Origin of the sequence: Bauldia litoralis, from assembly GCF_900104485.1 — a bacterium.
In the GTDB taxonomy this organism is placed as follows: domain Bacteria; phylum Pseudomonadota; class Alphaproteobacteria; order Rhizobiales; family Kaistiaceae; genus Bauldia; species Bauldia litoralis.
On the sequence record NZ_FMXQ01000003.1, the window covers coordinates 327,894 to 350,778 of the forward strand.

Here is a 22,885-nt window from a genome sequence, read left to right on the forward strand (position 1 = left end):
TAGATTGACTTGTCTATATCATTAGACAAGTCGGGAGCCAAGCGCTTGGACCATCAGCCAGAGCAAAAAACCGATCGCCGACAGGCACTTGCGGTTCTGGCCCGCGCCAATTCCGCCGAACTGGCGGCCGCCTGGGAGGCGCTTTCCGACGCGCCGGCGATCGAAACCCTGCGCGATTCGGAGATCGGCCTGGTGATGGCGCGCGGCCGGGTCGGGGGCGGCGGGGCGGCGTTCAATCTCGGCGAGGTGACGGTCAGCCGGGCGACAGTGCGGCTTGCCTCCGGCGAGGTCGGAATCGGCCATGTGATGGGCCGCGACACCGGCCGGGCGCTGATGGTCGCCCGATTTGACGCGCTGTGGCAGTCGCCGGGACATCGCGGGTGGGTCGAGACGGCGGTCGTCGCGCCGGTGTCGCAAAGACTGGCGAAGGCCGACGCCGAAACCCGCGCGAAGGCGGCCGCGACCCGGGTCAATTTCTTCACGATGGTGCGGGGAGAGGACGCATGAGCGTCGACGCGCTGAGCGGCGGCTTCGCCGATCCGGTGACGGAGGCGCAGGCGGTGTTCCGCGCGGTGCTCGACGTTCTATCGCGACCGGGGACGATTGCCGCGCTTGTGCCCGGGGTCAGGCCGCCGCCGCCCCTCAATGCCGGCGCGGCAGCGGTCCTTGCGAGTCTCGCCGACCAGGACACGCCGGTCTATCTCGACGCGGCGCTGGCCGCCGAGCCGGCGGTGGCGACGTGGATCGGCTTTCATACCGGCGCACCGGTGATCGACGATCCGGAGGCGGTGACCTTCGCGGTGATCGCCGACCCGGCGGCGATGCCCGCGCTTTCGCAGTTCCGGCTCGGGACCGACGAGTATCCCGACCGTTCGACAACGATCGTCATGCAGGTCGCCGACTTCGCCGGATCCGCACTCATCCTCGAAGGCCCGGGTATCGATGAAACGGCGCATCTCGCACCACACCCTTCGCCGGCTAACTTTGCCGAACAGTTCCGGGCCAACCGCGGCCTCTATCCGCGTGGCGTCGACCTGATCTTCGCGACCGGCGACAGCCTCGCGGCGCTGCCGCGCTCGACGCGAATCCGCCAAGGAGCGGCCTAGCCATGTATGTCGCGGTCAAGGGCGGCGAGGCCGCCATTCGCAACGCCCATCAACTGCTGGCCGAGAAGCGGCGCGGCGACCGCTCGCTGCCGGCGATGACGGTCGGCCAGATCGTCGAGCAACTGACGTTGGCGGTCGACCGGGTGATGGGGGAGGGCTCGCTCTACGACCGGCGGCTGGCAGCGCTGGCGATCAAGCAGGCGCGCGGCGACCTGATCGAGGCGATCTTCCTGGTCCGCGCCTATCGGACGACGCTGCCCCGCTTCGGCGCCAGCCTGCCCCTCGATACCGGGCGGATGGTGGCGGAGCGGCGCATTTCCGCGACGTTCAAGGACCTGCCGGGCGGGCAACTGCTCGGCCCGACCTTCGACTATACGCACCGTCTGCTCGATCCGGCGCTGGAGGATGACGGCGCAACCGAACCCGCCGTCGCGGACGCGGCGCCGACCGAGGACGGGCTGCCGCGGGTCACCGATCTCCTGGCCGACGCCGGACTGATCGAGCCGGATGGAACCGGCGAGGACGCCGAACCGGCGGACATGACCCGCGAGCCGATGGCCTTTCCGGCAGGCCGCGACCTTCGCTTGCAGGCTCTGGCGCGCGGCGACGAAGGATTCCTGCTGGCGCTCGGCTACTCGACCCAGCGCGGCTACGCCCGCACGCATCCCTTTGCCGCGGAAATTCGCATGGGCGAGGTCGAGATCGAGATCGCGGTGCCGGGGCTCGACTTCCCGGTGTCGCTCGGCCGGGTGGCGGTGACCGAGTGCCAGATGGTCAACCAGTTCAAGGGAAGCGGCGTCGCGCCGCCCCAGTTCACGCGGGGGTACGGGCTGGTCTTCGGCCATGCGGAGCGGAAGGCGATGGCGATGGCGCTTTGCGATCGCGCGCTGCGCGCGCGCGAGCTTGGCGAAGACCAGACCGCCCCGGCGCAGGACGAGGAGTTCGTGCTTTCCCATTCCGACAACGTTCAGGCGACCGGCTTCGTCGAGCACCTCAAGTTGCCCCATTACGTCGATTTCCAGGCCGAACTGGACTTGCTTCGTCGGCTAAGGAGCGAGTGGGAAGCGCGAGACGAGGCCGGGCGGGAGGCGGCGGAATGAGCCAACTGATCCACTGGTCGCGGCGTGGCTCCTGTCTCGCTCCTGCGTCGAGGGCGCCAATCCCTCCCCTAACCGGGGAGGGGGGACCGCGCGTGGGCGCGGTGGGCGGGGCTTCTTCCGGATGCCGCGCCGGAAGCGAGTCCTTGCCACCTTCTTCTGCCTTTGGGCCGGAAAGGATGTGCGCCTGGTTTGGGAACCCCACCCACCACGCCTTCGCTCCGCTTCGGCGCGGTCCCCCCTCCCCGGTTCGGGGAGGGATGGAGCCCTGTTCGGCATTGTCGGTGACCGGCCCCTCTGGCGGGGAGCGTGGTTCCAATGCGTGACTCCAAGCAGGCGACCGCGACGTCTCCCTACAACTTCGCCTATCTCGACGAGCAGACGAAGCGGATGATCCGGCGGGCGTTGCTCAAGGCCGTGGCGGTGCCGGGGTACCAGGTGCCGTTTGCCAGCCGGGAGATGCCGATGCCCTATGGCTGGGGGACCGGCGGGGTCCAGGTGACGGCAGCGGTGCTTGGGCCGGACGACGTGCTGAAGGTGATCGACCAAGGGGCGGACGACACCACCAACGCGGTGTCGATCCGCGCCTTCTTCGCCCGCACGGCCGGTGTGGCGACGACCACCCATACAGCGGAGGCAACGATCATCCAGACGCGCCACCGTATTCCGGAGACGCCGCTGACGGGCGAGCAGATCCTCGTTTATCAGGTGCCGATCCCCGAGCCGCTGCGCTTCCTCGAGCCGCGCGAGACCGAGACCCGGACCATGCATGCGCTGGAGGAATACGGGCTGATGCACGTCAAGCTCTACGAGGACATCGCCCGCCACGGCCACATCGCCACGACGTATGCCTATCCGGTGAAGGTCGAGGATCGCTACGTGATGGACCCGTCGCCGATCCCGAAATTCGACAATCCCAAGCTCGACAATTCGCCGGCGCTGCAGCTGTTCGGCGCCGGTCGCGAGAAGCGCATCTACGCGATCCCGCCCTTTACGAAAGTGGCGAGCCTCGACTTCGAGGACCATCCCTTCGGCGTGCAGACCTTCAGAGAGCCTTGCGGGCTTTGCGCGGCCACCGGCGTCTATCTCGACGAGGTGATCCTCGACGACCGTGGCGGCCGGATGTTCGTCTGCTCCGACACCGACTTCTGCGAGGGGCGGCGGGAGGCCGGGCACCGGGGGCATCTCGCCGGGGCGCTGGAGACGGCGTCGTGAGGGGCGTGGCCGGGCCGAGGGTGGCGAAGGTCGCGTGCCTCGGGGCGCCCCCTCCACCATGCTTCGCATGGTCCCCCTCCCCCGCTACGCAGGGGAGGATCGCGGTGTCACCGACGGCGCGTCAACGTTGGGCGTTTGCCCTTCACCGCAGGACTGCGCCAATCCCTCCCCGCTTGCGGGGAGGGGGGACCGCCCGAAGGGTGGTGGGCGGGGCGCAGCTTTTGCCGTGCATTGGTCCGCTGGGCCAAGGGGCACCCGGCGCTCTCTCTTCGACCTGCCGATTTGAGGGGCGGTGCCTGTTCGGTGAAGGCTCAACCCCTCACCCCGTTTCGCTAAGGCTCGCGGATTACTCGCCAAGCGAAACGGCCCTCTCCCCATGGGAGAGGGGGTGGACGCGACTGCGGCTTTCGATATTGGGGGCGCCCCCTCCACCATGCTTCGCATGGTCCCCCTCCCCCGCTTTGCAGGGGAGGACCGCCATGTCACCGACGGCGCGTCAGCTCTGGGCGTTGGTCCTTCACCGCAGGACTGCGCCAATCCCTCCCCCCTTGCGGGGAGGGGGGGCCGCCCGAAGGGCGATGGGCGGGGCGCGGCCTTGGGGGCGGCCATGCGCCGATTGGAGTCTTGCGGCATGACGGATCGGGAAGCGCCACTGCTCGAGGCGCGGGGTGTCTCGCACTATTACGGTGCGCGGCTCGGCTGCCGTGATGTGTCCTTTTCGCTTTGGCCGGGGGAGGTGCTGGCGATCGTCGGCGAATCCGGGTCCGGCAAGACGACGCTGCTCAACTGCCTGGCGGCGTCGCTGCCGCCGACCGCAGGCACTGTTGCCTACCGGATGCGCGACGGGGTGAGCCGTGACCTGGCGTCGTTGAGCAAGGCCGAGCGGCGCTTCCTGATGCGGACCGACTGGGGCTTCGTTCACCAGAACCCGGCCGACGGGCTGCGGATGACGGTTTCGGCCGGGGCCAATGTCGGCGAGCGGCTGATGGCGATCGGCGAGCGTCACTATGGCGACATCCGGCAATCGGCGATCGGTTGGCTGGAACGGGTCGAGGTGCCGGCCGACCGGGTGGACGACGACCCGCGCGGGTTCTCCGGCGGCATGCGGCAGCGCCTGCAGATCGCTCGCAACCTCGTTACCGCGCCGCGGCTGGTGTTCATGGACGAACCGACCGGCGGGCTCGATGTCTCCGTGCAAGCGCGGCTCCTCGACCTGATCCGCGCCCTGGTCGCCGATCTCGGCATGGCGGCCATCGTCGTCACCCACGATCTCGCGGTGGCGCGGCTCCTGTCGCACCGGATGATGGTGATGAAGGGCGGGGTGGTGGTCGAGGAGGGGCTGACGGACCGGGTGCTCGACGATCCGCAGGCGCCTTACACCCAGCTTCTCGTCTCCTCGATCCTGCAGGTATGAACGCGATGACACCGATGCTTGAGGTTACCGATGTCGCCAAGAGCTTCACCATGCACCTCCGGGGCGGCCTTCGCATTCCGGTGATCGAGGGGGTGTCCTTTTCGGTCTCCGCCGGCGAATGCGTGGCGCTCGGCGGGCCGTCGGGGGCGGGGAAGAGCTCGATCCTCAAGATGGTCTATGGCAATTACGCCGCCGACCGGGGGTCGATCGCCATGGCCAGCGGCGGCGGCACGGTCGATGTTGCCACCGCCGATCCTCGCGCCGTGCTGGCGCTGCGGCGGGAACGGGTCGGCTATGTCAGCCAGTTTCTGCGGGTGGTGCCGCGGGTCTCGGCCCGCGATATCGTCGCCGAGCCGCTGGTGGCGGCGGGGGTGGCGAGGGACGAGGCCGCCGCGCGGGCCGAGGCGTTGCTGGAGCGATTGCGGCTGCCGCGCCATCTCTGGGACCTGCCGCCGGCGACCTTTTCCGGCGGCGAACAACAGCGGGTGAACATCGCCCGGGGCTTCATCGCGGCGCGACCGCTGTTGCTGCTCGACGAACCGACCGCCTCGCTCGACGCGGCCAACAGCGCCGTGGTCGTGGCGCTGATCCGCGAGGCCAAGGCGGCCGGCACCGGATTTCTCGGCATCTTCCACGACACGCCCGTTCGCGAGGCGGTGGCCGACCGGGTGGTCGATGTCACCGGTTTTGCCTCACAGGTCGCGCAGTGAGCAACGAACCGCGCCTTGGGTGCCAACCGCTGGTCGCTGCCGGCGCGACGATCGAGGCCTCGACCCTCGGGCGCTATGTCGAGATCGGCGAGCGCACGCGGATCAGTCATTCGACCTTCGGTGACTACAGCTACATCATGGAGGACGGCCAGATCCTGTTCAGCGCGATCGGCAAGTTCTGCTCGCTCGCCTCCAGCGTCCGGATCAACGCGCCCAACCATCCGGTGTGGCGGGCAAGCCAGCATCATTTCACCTACCGCTCAGAGGATTACTTTGCCGCCGAAGGACCGGACACCGGTATCTTCGACTGGCGCAAGCAGAACAGCGTCACGGTCGGGCATGACGTGTGGGTCGGCCACGGCGCGACGATCACGGCGGGCGTGACGATCGGCGATGGCGCGGTGGTCGGCGCGGGGGCGGTAGTGACCCGCGACGTGCCGGCCTATGCGATCGTCGCCGGTGTTCCGGCCCGCACGATCAGGATGCGATTCCCCGAGGCGATCGCCGGACGTCTCCAGCGACTTTCCTGGTGGGACTGGCCGCACGCGGATATCCACAGGGCGCTTGCCGATTTCCGCGACCTTTCGATCGAGGCATTCCTCGAAAAATACGAGCCGGAACAGCGACTTGGCATCCAGTCGCAGAGCGTCGCAAAACTGACATCGAACTGAGACGGAACGGTCAGAAAAGCCGGGTAGCGATGCTGGCGTTCGATTTGACCGTTTAACCCGAAGGGTGACGACACTTGGCTGCCGTATCCGTTCAGGGACTGTCGAAGACATTCGGCAAGAAGCAGGCACTGTGCGACATCAGCCTCGACGTCGCGCCGGGCGAGATGGTGGCGCTGATTGGCGCTTCCGGTTCGGGCAAGTCGACCCTCATCCGCCATATCGCCGGGCTCGAACGCGGCACCGGCGCGCCATGCTGCATCGACGTCTTCGGCAAGCGGCTCCAGGAAGCCGGCAAGCTGACGCGCGAGGCGCGGGAAATCCGCCGCGAGGTCGGGGTCATCTTCCAGCAGTTCAACCTGGTCAACCGGCTGCCGGTGCTGACCAACGTGCTGATCGGCCATCTCGGCCGCATCCCGGCCTGGCGTGGCACGCTCGGCTTCTTTTCGCGCGAGGAGAAGCAAGCGGCGATGGCGTCGCTGGCGCGGGTCAGCATCGACGAGACGGCGCGGCAGCGGTCCTCGACGCTCTCGGGCGGCCAGCAGCAGCGGGCAGCGATCGCCCGGGCGCTGGTCCAGGGGGCGCGGCTGCTGCTCGCCGACGAGCCGATCGCCTCGCTCGATCCCGCCTCGGCGAAGCGGGTGATGGAGACGCTGGCCGAGATCAACAGGCAGGACGGCATCACCGTCGTCGTGTCGCTGCACCAGGTCGAATATGCGCGGCGCTATTGCCCGCGGACGGTTGCGCTGCGCGACGGGGTCATCGCCTATGACGGGCCGTCGACGGCGCTGACGCCAGCCTTCCTGCGCGAACTCTACGGCGAGGCTTCGGAGGAACTGATCCTGCCGGAGGACGAGCCGGCGGTCGCGCCGGCCCCGCCGCCGAGAAGCCGCAGCGTGCCCGAACCGGCCTTCGCCACCGCGTAAGTCCGCAGACCCACTGCACCATCCTTCAACACCCAGAGGAGACCCTCAATGAACATGATTCTGAAAGGCCTCGCCGCGACCGCCGTCGCCGCGTCGCTGTCGACGGCAGCGCTGGCCGAGACCACCGAGCTCAACTTCGGCATCATCTCGACCGAGTCGCAGGCCAACCTGAAGACCACCTGGATCCCCTTCCTCGACGCGATGTCGGAAGAGACCGGGCTCAAGGTCAATGCCTTCTTCGCCTCCGACTATGCCGGCGTCATCGAGGGCATGCGCTTCGGCAAGGTCGACGTTGCCTGGTTCGGCAACAAGTCGGCGATGGAAGCGGTCGACCGGGCCAAGGGCGAGGTCTTCGCCCAGACCGTCGATATCGACGGCAACCCCGGCTACTGGTCGCTGCTGATCGCCAATGTCGACAGCCCGCTGAAGACCCTCGACGACGTGCTCAAGTGCGACCAGTCGCTGAATTTCGGCATCGGCGACCCGAACTCGACCTCGGGCTTCCTGGTGCCGACCACCTTCATCTTCGCCAAGAACGGCATCGACCCGAAGCAGTGCTTCAAGACGGTGCGCAACGCCAACCACGAGACCAACCTGCTGGCCGCCGCCAACAAGCAGGTCGACGTCGCCACCAACAACACCGAGAACCTGCGCCGCCTGCAACTGACCAACCCGGACGCCGCCGCCAAGGTGAAGGTGATCTGGCAGTCGCCGCTGATCCCGTCCGACCCGATCGTCTGGAACACCGAGCTCGACCAGGCAGCCAAGGACAAGATCCTCTCCTTCTTCGTCTCCTATGGCCGCCTCGGTACGCCTGAGGAAGTCGAAACCGCGCGCGGCATTCTCGCCGAACTGCAGTGGGCGCCCTTCAAGCCGTCGTCGGATGCGCAGCTCTACCCGATCCGGGTGATGGAGATCACCAAGCAGATCTTCCAGACCGAGGCGGACGACAAGATGTCGGCCGAGGAGAAGACCGCCAAGGTCAAGGAACTCGAGGCCGAGAAGGCCAAGTATGAAGGCCTGATGGCCAAGGTCCCGCAGGTCTAGGCTGGACCTTCAGGATGTTGCGGCGGCGCCCGGCGGGCGTCGCCGCGACCCTTCCCGCCCCGCCATGACCATGGAAACAACCGCAAGACCCGTCGCGCCACCGGCCCTGCCGCCGCGCGACTGGAGCCGGACCGCCTTCAACCTCCTGGTCTGGGGCGGGCTTGTCGCCGGGCTCACCTGGGCCTGGGCGCCGGCCGAGATGTTCCGCGTCGTCAACCTGTTCACCGACGCCGGCAACATGGCCGAATATGCCAGCGGCTTCCTCGACCCGAATTTCCGCGACCTCGACTACTATTTCGACGAAATCATCCTGACCGTGCAGATCGCGATCTGGGGGACGCTGCTGGCGGTGATCGCCGCCGTTCCCTTCGGCATCCTGTCGGCCAACAACATGGCGCCGTGGTGGATTTACCAGCCGGTGCGCCGGCTGATGGACGCCTTCCGCGCCATCAACGAACTGGTCTTCGCGGTGCTGTTCGTCGTCGCCGTCGGGCTCGGTCCCTTCGCCGGCGTCATGGCGCTGTTCGTCCACACCACCGGCGTGCTCGCCAAGCTGTTCTCCGAAGCCGTCGAGGCGATCGACCCGCGTCCGGTGGAAGGCATCCGCGCGACGGGCGCGACCAAGCTGCAGGAGGTGGTGTTCGGCGTCATCCCGCAGGTCTTGCCGCTGTGGATTTCCTTCTCGCTCTACCGCTTCGAATCGAATGTCCGCTCGGCGACCGTGCTCGGCCTGGTCGGGGCCGGCGGAATCGGCCAGGTGCTGTTCGAGTCGATCCGCGGCTTCTACTACGCCGAGACCGCGGCGATCCTGATCGTCGTGGTGGTGACGGTGACCGTCGTCGACCTGATCTCGCAGCAGTTGCGCAAGCTGGTGATCTGACCGCCGGCGGCTCTCGCTTCGCCTAGACGCGAAGGCGGGAGCCGCGGCCATAGGCGAGCAGCATCGCGGCGATGACGACGCCATAGATGATCTGGCGGCCGGCCTCCGGCATCTGCATCACCGACAGCACGCTCTGCAGCAGCACGATCAGGATCGTGCCGGCGACGACGCCGGAATATTTGCCCGAACCGCCGAGGATCGAGGTGCCGCCGATGACCACGGCGGCGATCGACGGCAGGAGGTAGGGGTCGCCCATCGCCTGGAAGGCCTTCGAGGAATAGCCGGCAATCAGGATGCCGGACAGCGCGCAAAGGGTGCTGCAAAGGGCGAAGCTGCCGACCAGCACCAGCCGTGAATTGATGCCCGACAGGTAGACCGCCGCCTCGCTGTTGCCGATCGAGTAGATGTAGCGGCCGAAGGGCGTCCGGGTCAGCATGAAGGCGATGCCGAGGCTGACCAGCACCCAGACGATGACCGGATTGGGAATGCCGAAGATGTCGCCCTTGGCCAGCGCCAGCATCGCTGGCGTCGGCACCGAGGAGGGCGAGAAGCCGCCGGTCAGCATGACCATGAAGCCGCGCAGCATGACGTTGACGCCAAGCGTGAAGATCATCGACGGGACGCGCAGATAGGCGACGCCGATGCCATTGAACAACCCGATCGCCAGGCCGACGCCCAGGCCGAGCGGAATGGCGAAGGGCCCGCCCCAGGCAGTGGCGAGCATCGCCGAGGCCGCGATTGTCCACGGCACCGACAGATCGATATGGCCCATCAGCACGACGATCATCATGCCGGCCGCGACGATGCCGAGGAAGGACGCGACCTTGAGCTGGAGGATCAGGTAGGTCGGCGACAGCAGGGTCATCGTCCCGTCGACGATCAGCGTATAGGCGGTGCCGACGACGAGAATGGCGATGATGAAGATGCCGGCGAAGAGCAGCGGCTTGTCGATGGAGCGGACAATCTGGGAAACCGGTTTCATCTCTCGATCATCCGAACATGTTGAGGCGGTTCTTGACGCTGAAGGCGCGCGCCGCGCCCAGGGTCACCGCGATGACCAGGATGAGACCCTCGAACATCGGCTGGAGCAGCGGATTGGCGAGGAAGCCGACGACGGAGTCGGTGTCGACCACCCGGAAGCAGAAAGTGATCGACCGCAGCACCATGACGCCGAAGATGGTGCCGATGACGCCGCCGGTGCCGCCCATCAGCGAGGCGCCGCCGATCACCACCGCGGCGATCGAATTAAGCGTATAGGTGCCGGCCTGGATCGGGTCGGCGTTGCCGCTGCCGGTCTGGACGGCGAAGTAGAGCCCGGCGAGCCCGGCGAAGAGACCGCTGAGCGCATAGGCGGCAAGTTTCGAGCGGTTGATGCGAACGCCGGACATGTAGGCGGCCGCTTCGTTCGAGCCGATCGCATAGGTGCCGCGACCGATCTCGGAATTCCGGTAGGGGATCCAGATGCCGCAGACGATGACGGCGAGGATGACGAGCGGCATCGGAATGCCGGCGATCAGGCTGAACCAGCCGGGCGGGTCGGTCCACCAGCCGTAGGTCGCCGGCAGCTCGCTGAGCGCCGAGGTCGCCACCCAGGACAGGTCGCCATCGACCTCGCCGCCGGGGCGCGGGCGGATCAGGAGGGCGATGCCGGTGAAGACGGCGCCGGTCGCCAGCGTCACGACGATCGGCTGGAGCCGGCCATAGACGATGATGACGCCATTGAGCAGGCCGCCGCACAGACCGACGATCATGCAGAAGACGATGCCGAAGAAGATCTCCCAGCCGGAGCCGATGACGACTTCCGAGGCGACCGCGTTGACCATGGTCATCAGCGAGCCGACCGACAGGTCGATGCCGCCGAGGATGACCACCAGGGTCTGGGCCATGGCGACGAGGATCAGCGCCATCGCCTCGTTGGAATTCTGGACGAAGAGGTCGCTGGTGAAGCCACGCGGATGGAGGCTGCTGTAGAAGACGTAGAGGATGATGAAGAGGGTGAAGGCGATCAGCGCGCCGGTATTGTGCGACAGGCGCATTTTCAGATTGTTCATGACGCAGTTTCCGCGGCCGGGGCGCCGGCTTCGTCGAGCGGCAGGTTGAACGAGCTTGCGACGATGTTGGTCTCGGTGATCGCGTCGCCTTCCAGCGTGCGGACGATGCGGCCGCCATAGAGGATGAGGACGCGGTCGCAGCAACCGATCAGTTCGTCATAGTCGGTGGAATAGAGCAGGATCGAGGTGCCGGCGTCGGCGAGTTCGCGCAGGAGCCGGTAGATCTCCTCCTTGGTGCCGACATCGATACCGCGGGTCGGATCGTTGAGGAGGAGGATCCGCGCGCCGGTCAACAGCCATTTGGCGATGACCACCTTCTGCTGGTTGCCGCCGGAGAGGGTGGCGACCGGGTCATTAGTGCTGCCGACCTTGATCTTGAGCTTCTCGACCATCGCCTCGACGGCGTTGTTCTCGGCGGTGCGATCGATGACGAAGCGGCGCGACAGCCAGCTCAGAGCGGTCAGGGTGATGTTGTCGGCGATCGACATCGGCAACATCAGGCCTTCGGTCTTCCGGTCTTCCGGGATCAGCGCCATGCTCTTCGACGGCCGGGTCGCGGCGACGGGGCTCGACACGAGCCCCTCCTTGCCCTCGATGGCAATGGTGCCGGTGACGTTGCGCAGCACGCCGAAGAGGGCGAGGAGGATCTCGCGCTGGCCCTGGCCATCGAGGCCGCCGAGACCGACGATCTCGCCCTTGCCGACCTTGAAGGAGATGTCGAAGAGCCGGTCGGTCCAGCCGATCGACTTGACTTCCAGCTCGGGCTCCGGCGGCGTCTCGCGGACCGGCTTCGGCGGATAGACGTTGCTGACGTCGCGGCCGATCATCATCTGGACGATCTCTTCGTCCGAACAGGCGCCCTTGGCGAAGGTGCGGATGAACTGGCCGTTGCGGAAGACGGAAATGGTGTCGGCGAGCTCCTCGATCTCATGCATGCGATGCGAGATGTAGAGGAGGGCCATGCCCTCGTCGCGCAGGCGGTGGAGGATCTTGTAGACGCGGTCGACGTCGGCGGCGGTCAGGGCTGAGGTCGCCTCGTCAAGGATGAGGAGCTTGGGATCGCGGCCGAGCGCCTTGGCGATCTCGACCATCTGGCGGCGCGACAGCGGCAGGTCACGGACCCGGGCGCGCGGATTGACATCCTCGCAGCCGACACGGGCAAGCAGTTCCTCGGCGCGACGCCGCTGTTCGCGATGATCGATGAGGCCGAGCCGGGTCGGCGGCCGGGTGATGCTGATATTGTCGGCGACCGACAGGTCGGGCAGCACCGACAGTTCCTGGAAGACGCTGACGATGCCCGCGGCGTTGGCCGCCTGCGGACTGTCGAAGGAAGCCGGCTTGCCGTCGACCAGCACCGTTCCTTCGTCCGGCGCGATGACGCCCGAGATGATCTTGATGAGGGTCGACTTGCCGGCGCCATTCTCGCCGAGAACGGCATGGATCGACGCCTTGTGGGTGGAGAAGTCGACCTTGGAGAGCGCCGCAACGCCGCCATAGGACTTGCTGACGCCGCGCAGTTCCAGCAGTGACGGGGATTCGGGTTCGTTCACCGGACGAGCTCCAGGCAGGGACGGTGTGCGCCGCCGACCCTGGCGGCCGGCGGCGCACGGAGCTTCAGACGACTAGTTCTGGTCGTCGCCGGTCTGCGCCATCAGCTGCGGAGCCGTGAAGTTCAGGCCGCAGGGCGGGAAGGCGTTCGCCGCGAAGAAGTCGGTCTCGAGATCCGGGAAGTAATCCTCGCCGGCCACCATCCTGGTGAAGTCGGTGATCGGGTTCGGGATCTTGACGAGCTGCGGGATCGGCTCACCCTGCAACGCGACGATCGCTTCCTTGAGCGCGATGGCGACCTGGGCGGGCGACTGCCCGTAGGAGAAGCCCTTCAGACCCTCGTCGGCGAATTCGGCGATCTGGATGCGGAAGAGGTTCTCGCCTTCGCCGGCCATCGGCACGAAGGGATGTCCGGCATCGATCAGCGCCTGCACGGTGCCGTTCGAGCCGCCCTGGGTGAAGATGCCATCAAAGTGACCATGCGCGGCGATCGCGTCGGCGGTCGCCTTCTGCGAGTCGCCCGGGGCCCAGTTGCCAACCACCTCGACAACCTCGAAGTCGTTGCCATCGGCCTCGACGACGCTCCGGAAGCCGTCATGACGCTCCTGGTCGGCGGAGAAGCCCGCGACGCCGCGGATCTCGAGCAGCTTGCCCTTGTTGCCGACATGCTCGACGAGCCACTCGCCGCCCTGCACGCCCATGATGATCTGGTCCTGGGCGACGCCGGCCATCTTGTCGGTCTCGACCTGGTTGTCGAAGGCGATCAGGACGGTGCCTTTCTGGTCGGCGAGGCGGATCACCCGGTCCCAGCCCTTCGGCGTGTTGGGATCGATGAGGACGGCGTCAAAGCCCTGGTTGATGAAATCCTCGACCGCGCCGAGCTGGGCGGCCATGTCGGTGCCGACCGAAACGACCTTGAACTCCTTGAGATGCTCGGCGATCTCCGGCAGTTCGGCATAGGCCTTGGCCGTCTGGATCATCTGAATGCGCCAGACATTGGCGACGAAGCCGTTGACCACGGCGATGCGATAGGGGCCTTCCTTCTTCGGCCACTGGAAATACTTGGTGTCGGCCGACCAGGGCACGAAGCACTGGGGATCCGCGCCGGGGCCCGAGACGATTTCCGGGCCAGCTGCCATGGCGGCGCCGGACATCAGCCCGACGGAAACGCCCGCAGCGATAAGAATATTCTTCATTGCCATTCCATTCCTCCCTTGTGCCACCCGTTTACAGGTCCGTCATACGCGGACCCTCGAGTTTCATTTTGACGCCCACAACTAGCATACCGGTGGCATTGGCCCTAGCGCGGGACGCCGAAATTCATGATGGTTTTACCTCGATTTTGCCTGAATTCGCCTCATGAGGACATCATTTTCCATCAATTCCATCTTAGCCGGCAAAGCGCGTTTCGGGCACGCCGGCAATGCCGACATCGAGCGCGAAGAGGCCGCCGGCCTGCGGCTGGTCGCGCAACTGGTCGGGCGTCAGGTCCCAGATCGCCGAGGTGACATAGAGGGTGCGCAGGTCCGGACCGCCGAACATGCAGCTGGTCGGCTTCTGCACCGGCAGTTCGACGATCCGGTCGAGCGTGCCGTCCGGCGCGTAGCGGGCCAGTCGCCAGCCGTCCCACTGGGCGTTCCACAGGTAGCCCTCGGCGTCGATGGTCGAGCCGTCCGGGCCGATGCCGGTGCCGCCGAGGTCGACGATGCGGGTGCGGTTGGCGATGGCGCCGGTCGCGGGGTCATAGTCGAAGCGGTCGATGACGCCGTCGAGGGTGTCGGCGAAATAGAATTCGGTGTCGTCGAGGCTCCAGACCATGGTGTTGGAGATGCCGATGCCGTCGAGGACCTTGGTGACCGAGCGATCGGGATCGACGCGGTAGAGGGCGCCGCTATGCTCGGTCAGGCGGTCGTCCATGGTGCCGGCCCAGAAGCGGCCCTGGCGGTCGCACTTGCCCTCGTTGAAGCGGGTGGTCGGGATATGGGCCTCGGGTTTGGCGATCCAGTCGATGGCGCCGGTGTCGAGGTCGTAGAAGGCAATGCCGGAGGCGAAGGCGACGATCAGGCCGCCGTTTTCACGGAGCGCGAAACAGGCGATGCGTTCCGGCATTTGCCAGCGGTCGACGGTGCCGGTGGCCGGCGTCAGGCGCTGGAGGAGCTTGCCCTCGATATCGACCCAGTAGAGCGCCTGCTCGGCCACGTCCCAGACGGGGACCTCGCCCAGCCGGTTGCGGGCGTCGACGACGCATTCGACGGTCACGCCGGAATCCTCCGGTTGCCCGTCGCGGCGACGTGCCCTATCGCCCCGGCAACGCGCCGGGCGTGATTCCTCCCAAGGTCCATCACTTCCGGGTCTCTCGCCCCCCTGACATTCGACCCGCCGCCATAGATCGTGCGTTGGCTGGTATGATATCATGCGATGAATGCGCGAAGCGACGCAAGCGCAACGAATCACACCCGCCGCCGACCACTCATCCAGAAAGCCAGAACCATGAAGATCACCGGGATCCGGACCGTCGTCGTCAATGCCGAGATGCGCAACTGGGTCTTCGTCCGCGTCGATACCGATGTCGCCGGTCTCTATGGCTGGGGCGAGGCGACGCTGGAATGGAAGACGCGCGGCGTGGTCGGCGCGGTCGAGGACCTGGCGCCGCTGATGCTCGGTCGCGACCCGCGCGATATCGAGCAGGCGGTGCGGGTGATGAAGAAGCATTCCTTCTGGCGGCTCGGCGCCGTCGGGATGAGCGCGGTGTCGGGGATCGAGCTGGCGCTGTGGGACATCCTCGGCAAGTCGCTCGACGTGCCCGTGTGGCGGCTGCTCGGCGGCAAGGTTCGCGACAAGGTGCGGGTCTATACGCATCTCGGGCTCGGCGACATGCGGGCGGTCTATGAGAGCCTCGACGCGGCGCCGCTGGTCGAGCACGCCCGGGCGGTGGTCGAGAAGGGCTATTCGGCGTTCAAGGCGGTGTTCATCCCCTATACGCATTTCCACGCGCCGGTCGCCGATGTCGACAAGGTGGCGAAGATGATGGAGGCGCTGCGCGAGGCGGTCGGGCCGTCGGTCGAGATCATGGTCGACTTCCACGGCCGGCCGGCCTCGGTCGGGGCGGCGCTCGCCTATATCGAGGCGCTGGCGCCGGCGCGGCCGATGTTCGTCGAGGAGGTGCTGCCGCCCGGCGACACGGCGGGCCTGGCGGCGATCGCCGGCCGGACCAGCGTGCCGCTGGCGACCGGCGAGCGGCTGATCGAGCGGGTCGAGTTCGACGAATTGTTCCGGGCAAGGGCGATCGACATCATCCAGCCGGACATCTGCCATTGCGGCGGCCTGCTCGAGGCCAAGAAGATCGCGGCGATGGCCGAGGCGGTTTCGATCGGCGTCGCGCCGCATAACCCGCTCGGGCCGATCGCCGGCGTTGCGGCGCTGCATTTCGCGGTTTCGACGCCGAACCACGTCATCCAGGAAGAGATGGTCGGCGCGGTGCCGTGGTATTTCGACGTGGTCGACGGGCCGATCCGGATGGTCGACGGGCACTGGCAGGTGCCGGAGCGGCCGGGCCTTGGCATCGAGGTCGACGAGGCGGTGGCGGCGAAACATCCCTTCGCCCAGGAGGTCATGCACGCCACCAATGCGGTGATGGAAGACGGGACGATCGTCGACTGGTAGGCGTTGGTCGCCTGCCGCCTTGCAGCCACGCCTTTCCGGGGGGAAACCATGAAGATCACATCCGTCGAGCCGTTCATCCTGCATGTGCCGTTGAACCGCAGCTCGATCTCCGACTCCAGCCACACGATCACCCATTGGGGCGTTGTCGGGGTGAAGCTGACCGGCGACGACGGCACGCAAGGATTCGGCTTCACCGGCACCCATGCGCACCTCGCCTCGGACCGGCTGATCACCGCCTGCATCCGTGACTGCTATGCCGAGCTGCTGGTCGGCGAGGATGCGCTCGACACGACGCGGCTGTGGCTGAAGCTGGCGCGCTATCCGGCGCTGCAATGGGTCGGCCGGGCCGGGATCACCCAGCTCGCGCTGGCGGCGGTCGATATCGCGCTGTGGGACCTCAGGGCCAAGAAGGCCGACGTGCCGCTGTGGAAGCTGCTCGGCGGCGCCACCTCGGAACGGCTCGAAGCCTACAACACCGACATCGGCTGGCTGTCGATCCCGGTCGACCAGCTCGTCGACGGCAGCCTCCGCGCGGTCGAGGTCGACGGCTACCGGCGGCTCAAGCTCAAGGTCGGCTCCGATGACATCATGACCGACCTCGACCGGATCGCGAAGGTGCGCGAGGCGGTCGGGCCGGCGGTGACGATCGCCGTCGACGGCAACGGTAAATGGGACCTGCCGACCTGCCAGCGGTTCTGCGCCCGGGCAGCGGACCTCGACCTTTTCTGGTTCGAGGAGCCGCTTTGGTACGACGATATCGCCGGTCACGCGGCGCTGGCGCGCTCGACGCCGATCCCGATCGCGCTCGGCGAGCAGCTTTATTCGGCCGACGCCTTCAACGCTTTCCTCGACGCCGGCGCGGTGCATTACGTGCAGCCGGACGTGACCCGGCTCGGCGGCATCAGCGAGTATATCACCGTGGCGGAAGCCGCTCATGCGCGGCGGTTGCCGGTGGTGCCGCATGTCGGCGACATGGGCCAGGTCCATGTCCATCTCGCGGTCTGGCATCCGGCGACGACGATGCTCGAATACATTCCCTGGATCATGGATTGCTTCGTCGAGCCGATCGCCGTCGAGGCAGGCGCCTACCTGCGGCCGCAGATGCCGGGCGCCGGCGCGACCCTGACCGAGGACGCCATCACCCAGTTCGCGCGGCCGCTCTGAGGTGTTGCCGACACCGCGCAACGATCAGATCTGCGGGATGTTCTCCTTGAAGATCACCTGGGTTCGGATCGGCGGCAATGTCGGCTCCGGCCGGCCGCGGGCCGCCTGGGTCAGCCAGTCGACCGCGTCGCGCGCCTCGATTCGCGGATTCTGGTCGATGACCGCATCGACGATGCCGCCGATCAGGAAGCGGCGGGTATATTCCGTCAACTCGTGGCAGACGAAGACCACGTCGCGGGCGCGGCCGGCCTCTTCAAGCGCCTGACCGATGCCGCGGTTGCCGCCGCCGATATTGTAGATGCCGGACAGGTTGCGGTAGGCGGCAAGCAGGGCTGCCGCCTCGCCATGGGCCCGGCGGCTGTCGTCCCTGACCTCGCGCAGCTCGACCACCTTGAGATGCGGGTATTCCTCGGCGAGGATATGGCGGAAGCCCATCTCGCGCTCCTCGTGGCCGCGATAGCTGAGGCTGCCGGTGAACAGGCCGACTTCGGTGCCGCCCGGCCTGATGAAGCGACCGAGGAGATGGCCGGCAAGCCGGCCGGCGGCGCGGTTGTCGATGCCGACATAGCCGATGCGGGCGACGTTGGAGATGTCGGAGACCATGGTGAGGACCGGCACGCCGCTCTCCGCGACGGAGCGGATCGCCTCGCGGACGGCGGGATGATCGAGCGGGATGACGCCGATGCCGCCCGAGGTCTCCTTCAGTTCGACCAGCTTGCGGGCGAGGGCATCCGGGTTGAAGCCCTCGATCAGGTGGGTGCGGATGCGGACCGTGTCGCGGCGCGCAACGGCCAGCGCATCGAGGTGATCGGCCAGCATCCTGAGAAAGGTGTTGGTGCCGCCGGGCAGCAGGAAATCGATGTCGACGATGGAGCCGGGGTCGGCGGTCTCGCTGCGGCGTTCGGGCAGGTAGCCAAGGCGCTCGGCCGCGTCGAGGACCTGGGTCCGCGTCCGCGCCTTGACGCCGGCGCGGTTGTTCAGGGTCCGGTCGACCGTGGCGGTGCTGACGCCGGCGGCGCGCGCCACCTCGGCGATCGTCGCCCGGGTCGGGACCGAACGTTCGTCCCGATCGTTCATGGCAACCGCCGCATGGATGGTGGGTTCATCGTCTGAAAGGTCCGCTCCCGGAGGGTCCGGCCGGCAATGTCCGGCTCGATTTTCGATGGATAATACATCATTTTCAATCATTTTACAGCCCTGAGGTCCGGCTGGCTCCGCCTGTCGTCGTTCGGCTGCCAGCGCCATCGCCGCGTTGGCCTCCTCATATATGATTGAATTCAATCATTTTTCACCCTCATGGCGCGGGATTCCCGGGATTCCGCACCCGGAGGGCAGGGTTCCTTCGCGTTGACAGAATGAAGGTTTTTTGATCAATCTGGAGAGATAACAAAGAGGTCAAAGACCTCATGGGAGGATCGTCATTTCCAAGCAACGCGCCGTGCTGCGCCAGCCTTCTGCCCTTTGCGTTGCTCCGGTTCGCCGCGCAGCCTCCCCGATCACCATCCGCGAAGACCTTTCGGGCGCATGCCCGCACCGGCCGGACGCCGGTCGCGGGGTCGGCCGAGACTGAGGGAGAGAGACAGACATGGCGGATTCCAAGGGCTTTACCCCCGATCCCCCGATCCGTAGCCGCGGCCTGAAGATCGGCTGTGTCGGGGCCGGCATGATCATGGCCGAGTGCCACCTCGCCGCCTACAAGGAGGCCGGTTTCCCGGTCGCAGCGATCGCCTCGCGGACCAGGGATCACGCGGCAGCGGTCGCCGAGCGCTGGGGCATCGCCAAGGTCCACGATACGCCGGAGGCGCTGATCGCCGATCCGGAAATCGAGATCCTCGACCTCGCCTATCCGCCGGACCAGCAGCCCGACCTCATCCGCCTGGCGCTCAAGCAGCCGCATATCAAGGGCATCCTGGCGCAGAAGCCGCTGTCGCTGACGCTGGACGAGGCGATCGCCGTGCGCGACGAGGCGAAGGCCGCCGGCAAGATCCTCTCCGTCAACCAGAACATGCGCTACGACCAGTCGATGCGGGTGTTGAAGGAACTGCTCGAGCGGGGCGAACTCGGCGAGCCGGTCTTTGCCCAGATCGACATGCACGCCATTCCGCACTGGCAGGGTTTTCTCGCCGACTACGACCGGCTGACCCTGGCCAACATGAGCGTCCATCACCTCGACGTGCTGCGCTTCCTGTTCGGCGATCCCGACGAGATCACTACGACGACGCGCAAGGATCCGCGCACCACCTTCGACCACAGCGACGGCATCACCATCTCGACGATGCGCTTTCCGTCGGGGGTCGTCGCGCTGTCGCTCGAGGATGTGTGGTCCGGGCCGCGCGCGGAAGGCTACGAGGACGACCAGCATATCCGCTGGCGGGTCGACGGCACCGAAGGCGTCGCCAAGGGCACGATCGGCTGGCCGACCGGCGAGGCCTCGACACTGACCTACGCCTCGACGAAGACGACCGGTGGCAAGTGGGTGACGCCGACATGGGACACCATGTGGTTCCCGCAGGCCTTCATCGGCGTGATGGAGCAGCTTCAGCACGCGGTCACTTCCGGCACCGCGCCGGCGCTCTCGGTCGCCGACAACGTCAGGACCGTGGCGCTGATCGAGGCGGGCTATCGCTCGATCGCCGAGGGCCGGACGGTCAAGCTCTCCGAAATCCAAATCTGAAAAGCAACGTTTCCTGGGAGGAACCAAACCATGATGCAGGTCGGCATTTTCACCGGATACTTTCCCTACGGGCTCGAAGAGACCGCCAAGAAGATCAAGGGACTAGGCTTCAACACCGTGCAGCTCGACCTGCACTTCAAGGATGTCGACCTCTCCGCCGGGCAGATCACCAAGGAGAAGGCCAAGAAGGTTTGCGACACCTTTCGTGACCACGAGCTGCCGATCTGCTGCGTGTCCGGCTATACGAACATCATCCATCCGGACAAGGCCGAGCGCGAGAAGCGGGTCGGCTACCTGAAGGAGATCATCCGCAACGCGCGCGATCTCGGTTCGCCCTATGTGATCTCCGAGACCGGCACCTACGACACCGAGAGCGACTGGGTCCACCACCCGAAGAACAAGACCGAGGAGGGCTTCGAGGAATGCCGCAAGGTGATCTCGGACCTCGCCCAGACCGCCTATGACCACGGCGCGACCTTCCTGCTCGAAACCTACGTCAACAACGTCGTTGGCTCGGTCGAGGAGACCGTGAAGATGTTCGCCCAGGTCGACCATCCCGGCCTCGGGCTGCTGATGGACCCGACCAACTATTTCGAGACCCACAACATCGATGACATGGACAAGATCCTGAACCAAGTCTTCGACACGCTCAGCGACAAGATCAAGATCGGCCATGCCAAGGACGTCAAGCGGTCGGGCGACGACAAGTCCGAGAAGCATGCCGATATCGGCGATGATGACGCGCTGGAGTCGCACACCTTCCGCGGCGTCGGCGAGATCGAGCTGCCGGCGCCGGGCCTCGGGTCGCTCAACTACGATCTCTACCTGAAGCGGCTTTCGGAGAAGCACCCGAACATCCCGATGATCATCGAGCATCTCGAGGAAAGCGACGTGCCGCGCGCCAAAAAATTCCTCGACGGCAAGCTGCGGGCGCAGGGCCTCTAGGCGCGCGTCTCAGTCCGGGGAATCGAGCTCCTCGCGGAGGTCCTCGATCAGGTCACGGCGGCGGAGCGCACTCGGTCCGATGCGCGCCGCCAGCGCACTGGCGATCAGGTGCAGCATCGACAGCACCGTGGTGTGCGAGGCCTCCGGCCCCGGCGTCGAAACGTGGCAGACAAGCGGCGTCGCGCCGTGGCGACGGACGCGGGCGGCGTTGGTCGGGTCGGTGACGACGACGGTTGCCAGTCGCGTCGTCCGGGCGAAGTCGAGAATCGGTGACATCACCTGCGGCCACGGCCGCAGGGCGACGATCAGCAGCGCGTCGGCCGGGCCGGTGGAGGCGAGCTCCTCCGGCCAGGCGCCGGCATTTTCCGAAATCAGGTGCACCGACGACCGGACACGGGACAGGTGGATGCGGGTGTGGCGGGCCAGCCCGCCCTCGGCGCCCAGTCCGGCCACCCAGACCCGCTGGGCGGTGGCCAGTTTCTCGGCGATGGCCGAGATCGAATCCGAGCGCAGTTCCTCGAAGGTGCGGGTGAGGTTGGCCATCTCGACCTGAAGATGGGTCGGCACGGTCGCCGCGCCCTCCGGGGCCTCGACCGGCATCGGCACCTGGTGGACCGGGCCGGTGCGGTTGCGCTCCTCTCGGGCCTGAAGCCGGACATCGTTGAAATCGGCATAGCCGAGCGTGCGGAAGAAGCGGGCGGCGGTCGCCTTCGAGACGCCGGCGAAACCCGCCAGTTCCGTCGCCGAAAAGGTCAGGATCTCGTCCGGGCGGTCGAGCAGCAACCCGGCCAGCTTCTTCTCGCTGGGGGTGAGGGCCTCGAACCGATCCTGAATCAGCAGCGCCAGTCTTGTCGCCATGGCCTCCGCCTACCGCCGTTTCCCTGCCATGACCACCACTCCCGGCGGCATCCGGTGCAACAAATTTAGGCGTGACTCTTTCCTGTGCGTATGAAACCATCGTTTCAGTCTAGAGACAATAAGAAACGTTCGTCTCATTGCCGGAGAAGGGGGAAGCCGCCGTGTCGAGCACCAAGATCGTCCGGGAAAGAATCTGGTCGCGGCTGAAGGATGTCGCCCGGCCGGATTCGCGTTTCCATCTCAACTTCGCCGAGGTTATCCCCGACTTCGAGGGGTCCGAACAGGCCACGGACCGGCTGGTCGCCGAACCGTTCTATGACTCCGGCAACTACGCCTTCATCACCCCCGACAACTGCCTCGCCGATCTTCGCCGCCGGATGCTGCTGGCCGGCAAGACGATGGTGATCTCGACTTATGGCATCTATCGCGGCTTCTACCTGCTGGAGCCGGGCATGGTGCCGGAAGGGGCGGAACTCTACGCTTCGTGGCTCGACGGGCTGGAGCATTTCGGCCGGCCGATCACGCTGTCGGAGGTGGCAGGCCGAGGGCGCTTCGACTTCATGGTGACCGGCGCCTCCGCCGTGTCGCTCGACGGGGTGCGCTTCGGCAAGGGCCACGGCTTCTTCGACCTCGAATGGGGAATGTTCACCGACACCGGCATCGTCGACGAACAGACGCCGGTCGCCGCGGTGGTCCATGACGTCCAGGTGGTGGAGGACAAGCTCTTCCCGAGCCCGACCGATATCCTCGTCGACATGATCGCGACGCCGACCCGCCTCATCCATGTCGAGCGCCGGGCGGCACGGCCGCGCGGCATCAAGTGGGACCTGCTCGATCCCGCCCAGATCGAAGCGACGCCGCCGCTCAAGGAAATGCAGGCGATCCGGGGAGAGACGTCCGCCTGACCAGACCACAGCCC

At 66.6% G+C, this 22,885-nt stretch carries 22 protein-coding genes; 15 read left to right on the top strand and 7 right to left on the bottom strand.

Going from position 1 to position 22,885, the window contains the following annotated elements; all coding sequences use genetic code 11:
* Window positions 1-45 precede the first annotated feature (45 nt).
* The 10 genes from phnG (at window position 46) to phnE (ending at window position 9,063) form a co-directional block, all read left to right on the top strand.
* Window positions 46-507 (top strand): phosphonate C-P lyase system protein PhnG, encoded by a 462-nt coding sequence (phnG, locus tag BLT60_RS08945; protein ID WP_090876076.1) that lies wholly within the window; start codon window positions 46-48, stop codon window positions 505-507.
* Window positions 504-1,106: a phosphonate C-P lyase system protein PhnH gene (phnH, locus tag BLT60_RS08950; RefSeq protein WP_090876077.1), complete on the top strand. Its 603-nt coding sequence runs from the start codon at window positions 504-506 to the stop codon at window positions 1,104-1,106. The genes phnG and phnH overlap by 4 nt, the downstream gene beginning before the upstream one ends.
* Before the next feature lie 2 nt (window positions 1,107-1,108).
* On the top strand, window positions 1,109-2,206 hold the full coding sequence (locus tag BLT60_RS08955; protein WP_090876078.1) for a carbon-phosphorus lyase complex subunit: 1,098 nt from the start codon (window positions 1,109-1,111) through the stop codon (window positions 2,204-2,206).
* 315 nt (window positions 2,207-2,521) lie between these two features.
* Window positions 2,522-3,418, top strand: coding sequence for an alpha-D-ribose 1-methylphosphonate 5-phosphate C-P-lyase PhnJ (locus BLT60_RS08960; protein WP_090876079.1), 897 nt, complete (start codon window positions 2,522-2,524; stop codon window positions 3,416-3,418).
* Window positions 3,419-4,049: 631 nt separating this feature from the next.
* A complete protein-coding gene (gene phnK, locus BLT60_RS08965) occupies window positions 4,050-4,832 on the top strand; it encodes a phosphonate C-P lyase system protein PhnK (RefSeq protein WP_090876080.1) in 783 nt (260 codons plus the stop codon).
* A 5-nt stretch (window positions 4,833-4,837) separates the two neighbouring features.
* Window positions 4,838-5,542, top strand: a complete 705-nt coding sequence (phnL, locus tag BLT60_RS08970; RefSeq protein ID WP_090876334.1) for a phosphonate C-P lyase system protein PhnL — start codon at window positions 4,838-4,840, stop codon at window positions 5,540-5,542.
* The gene (locus tag BLT60_RS08975) at window positions 5,539-6,213 is read left to right on the top strand and encodes a DapH/DapD/GlmU-related protein (protein WP_090876081.1); all 675 of its coding nucleotides are present in this window, start codon (window positions 5,539-5,541) and stop codon (window positions 6,211-6,213) included. The genes phnL and BLT60_RS08975 overlap by 4 nt, the downstream gene beginning before the upstream one ends.
* Window positions 6,214-6,287: 74 nt before the next feature.
* The gene (gene phnC, locus BLT60_RS08980; RefSeq protein WP_090876082.1) at window positions 6,288-7,136 is read left to right on the top strand and encodes a phosphonate ABC transporter ATP-binding protein; all 849 of its coding nucleotides are present in this window, start codon (window positions 6,288-6,290) and stop codon (window positions 7,134-7,136) included.
* A gap of 48 nt (window positions 7,137-7,184) precedes the next feature.
* Window positions 7,185-8,183: a phosphonate ABC transporter substrate-binding protein gene (gene phnD, locus BLT60_RS08985; protein ID WP_090876083.1), complete on the top strand. Its 999-nt coding sequence runs from the start codon at window positions 7,185-7,187 to the stop codon at window positions 8,181-8,183.
* Between the two features lie 70 nt (window positions 8,184-8,253).
* Entirely contained in the window at window positions 8,254-9,063 is an 810-nt protein-coding gene (gene phnE, locus BLT60_RS08990; protein ID WP_210185572.1) for a phosphonate ABC transporter, permease protein PhnE, read from the top strand.
* A 22-nt stretch (window positions 9,064-9,085) separates the two neighbouring features.
* Here phnE and BLT60_RS08995 read toward each other — a convergent pair whose 3' ends face one another.
* The 5 genes from BLT60_RS08995 to BLT60_RS09015 form a co-directional block, all read right to left on the bottom strand.
* Window positions 9,086-10,045: an ABC transporter permease gene (locus BLT60_RS08995; RefSeq protein ID WP_090876085.1), complete on the bottom strand. Its 960-nt coding sequence runs from the start codon at window positions 10,043-10,045 to the stop codon at window positions 9,086-9,088.
* 7 nt (window positions 10,046-10,052) lie between these two features.
* Window positions 10,053-11,114 carry an ABC transporter permease gene (locus tag BLT60_RS09000; RefSeq protein WP_090876086.1) on the bottom strand — a complete coding sequence of 354 codons (1,062 nt, stop codon included), beginning with the start codon at window positions 11,112-11,114 and terminating at the stop codon, window positions 10,053-10,055.
* Complete coding sequence (locus BLT60_RS09005; RefSeq protein ID WP_090876087.1) at window positions 11,111-12,664, bottom strand: sugar ABC transporter ATP-binding protein; 1,554 nt, start codon at window positions 12,662-12,664, stop codon at window positions 11,111-11,113. Before BLT60_RS09005 ends, BLT60_RS09000 begins: the two co-directional genes overlap by 4 nt.
* Before the next feature lie 72 nt (window positions 12,665-12,736).
* Window positions 12,737-13,858 carry a sugar ABC transporter substrate-binding protein gene (locus tag BLT60_RS09010; RefSeq protein ID WP_244521192.1) on the bottom strand — a complete coding sequence of 374 codons (1,122 nt, stop codon included), beginning with the start codon at window positions 13,856-13,858 and terminating at the stop codon, window positions 12,737-12,739.
* Window positions 13,859-14,051: 193 nt separating this feature from the next.
* Window positions 14,052-14,921, bottom strand: coding sequence for an SMP-30/gluconolactonase/LRE family protein (locus BLT60_RS09015; RefSeq protein WP_175478358.1), 870 nt, complete (start codon window positions 14,919-14,921; stop codon window positions 14,052-14,054).
* 231 nt (window positions 14,922-15,152) lie between these two features.
* Here BLT60_RS09015 and dgoD point away from each other — a divergent pair, with 231 nt between their 5' ends.
* Window positions 15,153-16,325: a galactonate dehydratase gene (dgoD, locus tag BLT60_RS09020; protein ID WP_090876090.1), complete on the top strand. Its 1,173-nt coding sequence runs from the start codon at window positions 15,153-15,155 to the stop codon at window positions 16,323-16,325.
* 48 nt (window positions 16,326-16,373) lie between these two features.
* Window positions 16,374-17,489, top strand: coding sequence for a mandelate racemase/muconate lactonizing enzyme family protein (locus BLT60_RS09025; RefSeq protein WP_090876091.1), 1,116 nt, complete (start codon window positions 16,374-16,376; stop codon window positions 17,487-17,489).
* A 24-nt stretch (window positions 17,490-17,513) separates the two neighbouring features.
* On the opposite strand, the gene BLT60_RS09030 is transcribed toward BLT60_RS09025, so the two are convergent.
* A complete protein-coding gene (locus BLT60_RS09030; protein WP_090876092.1) occupies window positions 17,514-18,566 on the bottom strand; it encodes a LacI family DNA-binding transcriptional regulator in 1,053 nt (350 codons plus the stop codon).
* Between the two features lie 508 nt (window positions 18,567-19,074).
* Between BLT60_RS09030 and BLT60_RS09035 the strand changes: the two genes are divergently transcribed.
* Together BLT60_RS09035 and BLT60_RS09040 are read left to right on the top strand one after the other, a co-directional pair.
* Complete coding sequence (locus tag BLT60_RS09035) at window positions 19,075-20,163, top strand: Gfo/Idh/MocA family protein (RefSeq protein ID WP_090876093.1); 1,089 nt, start codon at window positions 19,075-19,077, stop codon at window positions 20,161-20,163.
* Between the two features lie 30 nt (window positions 20,164-20,193).
* Window positions 20,194-21,108 carry a sugar phosphate isomerase/epimerase family protein gene (locus BLT60_RS09040; protein ID WP_090876094.1) on the top strand — a complete coding sequence of 305 codons (915 nt, stop codon included), beginning with the start codon at window positions 20,194-20,196 and terminating at the stop codon, window positions 21,106-21,108.
* 9 nt (window positions 21,109-21,117) lie between these two features.
* Here the strand turns inward: BLT60_RS09040 and BLT60_RS09045 are convergent, their stop codons facing one another.
* On the bottom strand, window positions 21,118-21,966 hold the full coding sequence (locus BLT60_RS09045) for a MurR/RpiR family transcriptional regulator (protein ID WP_090876095.1): 849 nt from the start codon (window positions 21,964-21,966) through the stop codon (window positions 21,118-21,120).
* 161 nt (window positions 21,967-22,127) lie between these two features.
* On the opposite strand from BLT60_RS09045, the gene BLT60_RS09050 reads away from it, so the two are divergent.
* Entirely contained in the window at window positions 22,128-22,871 is a 744-nt protein-coding gene (locus BLT60_RS09050) for a 5-formyltetrahydrofolate cyclo-ligase (protein ID WP_090876335.1), read from the top strand.
* Window positions 22,872-22,885 lie beyond the last annotated feature (14 nt).

What these genes read in the sequence shown, in the direction of transcription:
- BLT60_RS09030 (WP_090876092.1), bottom strand. Translation starts at nt 18,566, where the DNA reads ATGAACGATCGGGACGAACGTTCGGTCCCGACCCGGGCGACGATCGCC.
- BLT60_RS09025 (WP_090876091.1), top strand. Translation starts at nt 16,374, where the DNA reads ATGAAGATCACATCCGTCGAGCCGTTCATCCTGCATGTGCCGTTGAAC.
- phnL (WP_090876334.1), top strand. Translation starts at nt 4,838, where the DNA reads ATGACACCGATGCTTGAGGTTACCGATGTCGCCAAGAGCTTCACCATG.
- phnE (WP_210185572.1), top strand. Translation starts at nt 8,254, where the DNA reads ATGGAAACAACCGCAAGACCCGTCGCGCCACCGGCCCTGCCGCCGCGC.
- BLT60_RS08955 (WP_090876078.1), top strand. Translation starts at nt 1,109, where the DNA reads ATGTATGTCGCGGTCAAGGGCGGCGAGGCCGCCATTCGCAACGCCCAT.
- BLT60_RS09010 (WP_244521192.1), bottom strand. Translation starts at nt 13,858, where the DNA reads ATGAAGAATATTCTTATCGCTGCGGGCGTTTCCGTCGGGCTGATGTCC.
- BLT60_RS09040 (WP_090876094.1), top strand. Translation starts at nt 20,194, where the DNA reads ATGATGCAGGTCGGCATTTTCACCGGATACTTTCCCTACGGGCTCGAA.
- BLT60_RS09000 (WP_090876086.1), bottom strand. Translation starts at nt 11,114, where the DNA reads ATGAACAATCTGAAAATGCGCCTGTCGCACAATACCGGCGCGCTGATC.
- dgoD (WP_090876090.1), top strand. Translation starts at nt 15,153, where the DNA reads ATGAAGATCACCGGGATCCGGACCGTCGTCGTCAATGCCGAGATGCGC.
- BLT60_RS09035 (WP_090876093.1), top strand. Translation starts at nt 19,075, where the DNA reads ATGGCGGATTCCAAGGGCTTTACCCCCGATCCCCCGATCCGTAGCCGC.
- BLT60_RS08995 (WP_090876085.1), bottom strand. Translation starts at nt 10,045, where the DNA reads ATGAAACCGGTTTCCCAGATTGTCCGCTCCATCGACAAGCCGCTGCTC.
- phnD (WP_090876083.1), top strand. Translation starts at nt 7,185, where the DNA reads ATGAACATGATTCTGAAAGGCCTCGCCGCGACCGCCGTCGCCGCGTCG.
- BLT60_RS09045 (WP_090876095.1), bottom strand. Translation starts at nt 21,966, where the DNA reads ATGGCGACAAGACTGGCGCTGCTGATTCAGGATCGGTTCGAGGCCCTC.
- phnH (WP_090876077.1), top strand. Translation starts at nt 504, where the DNA reads ATGAGCGTCGACGCGCTGAGCGGCGGCTTCGCCGATCCGGTGACGGAG.
- BLT60_RS08960 (WP_090876079.1), top strand. Translation starts at nt 2,522, where the DNA reads ATGCGTGACTCCAAGCAGGCGACCGCGACGTCTCCCTACAACTTCGCC.
- phnK (WP_090876080.1), top strand. Translation starts at nt 4,050, where the DNA reads ATGACGGATCGGGAAGCGCCACTGCTCGAGGCGCGGGGTGTCTCGCAC.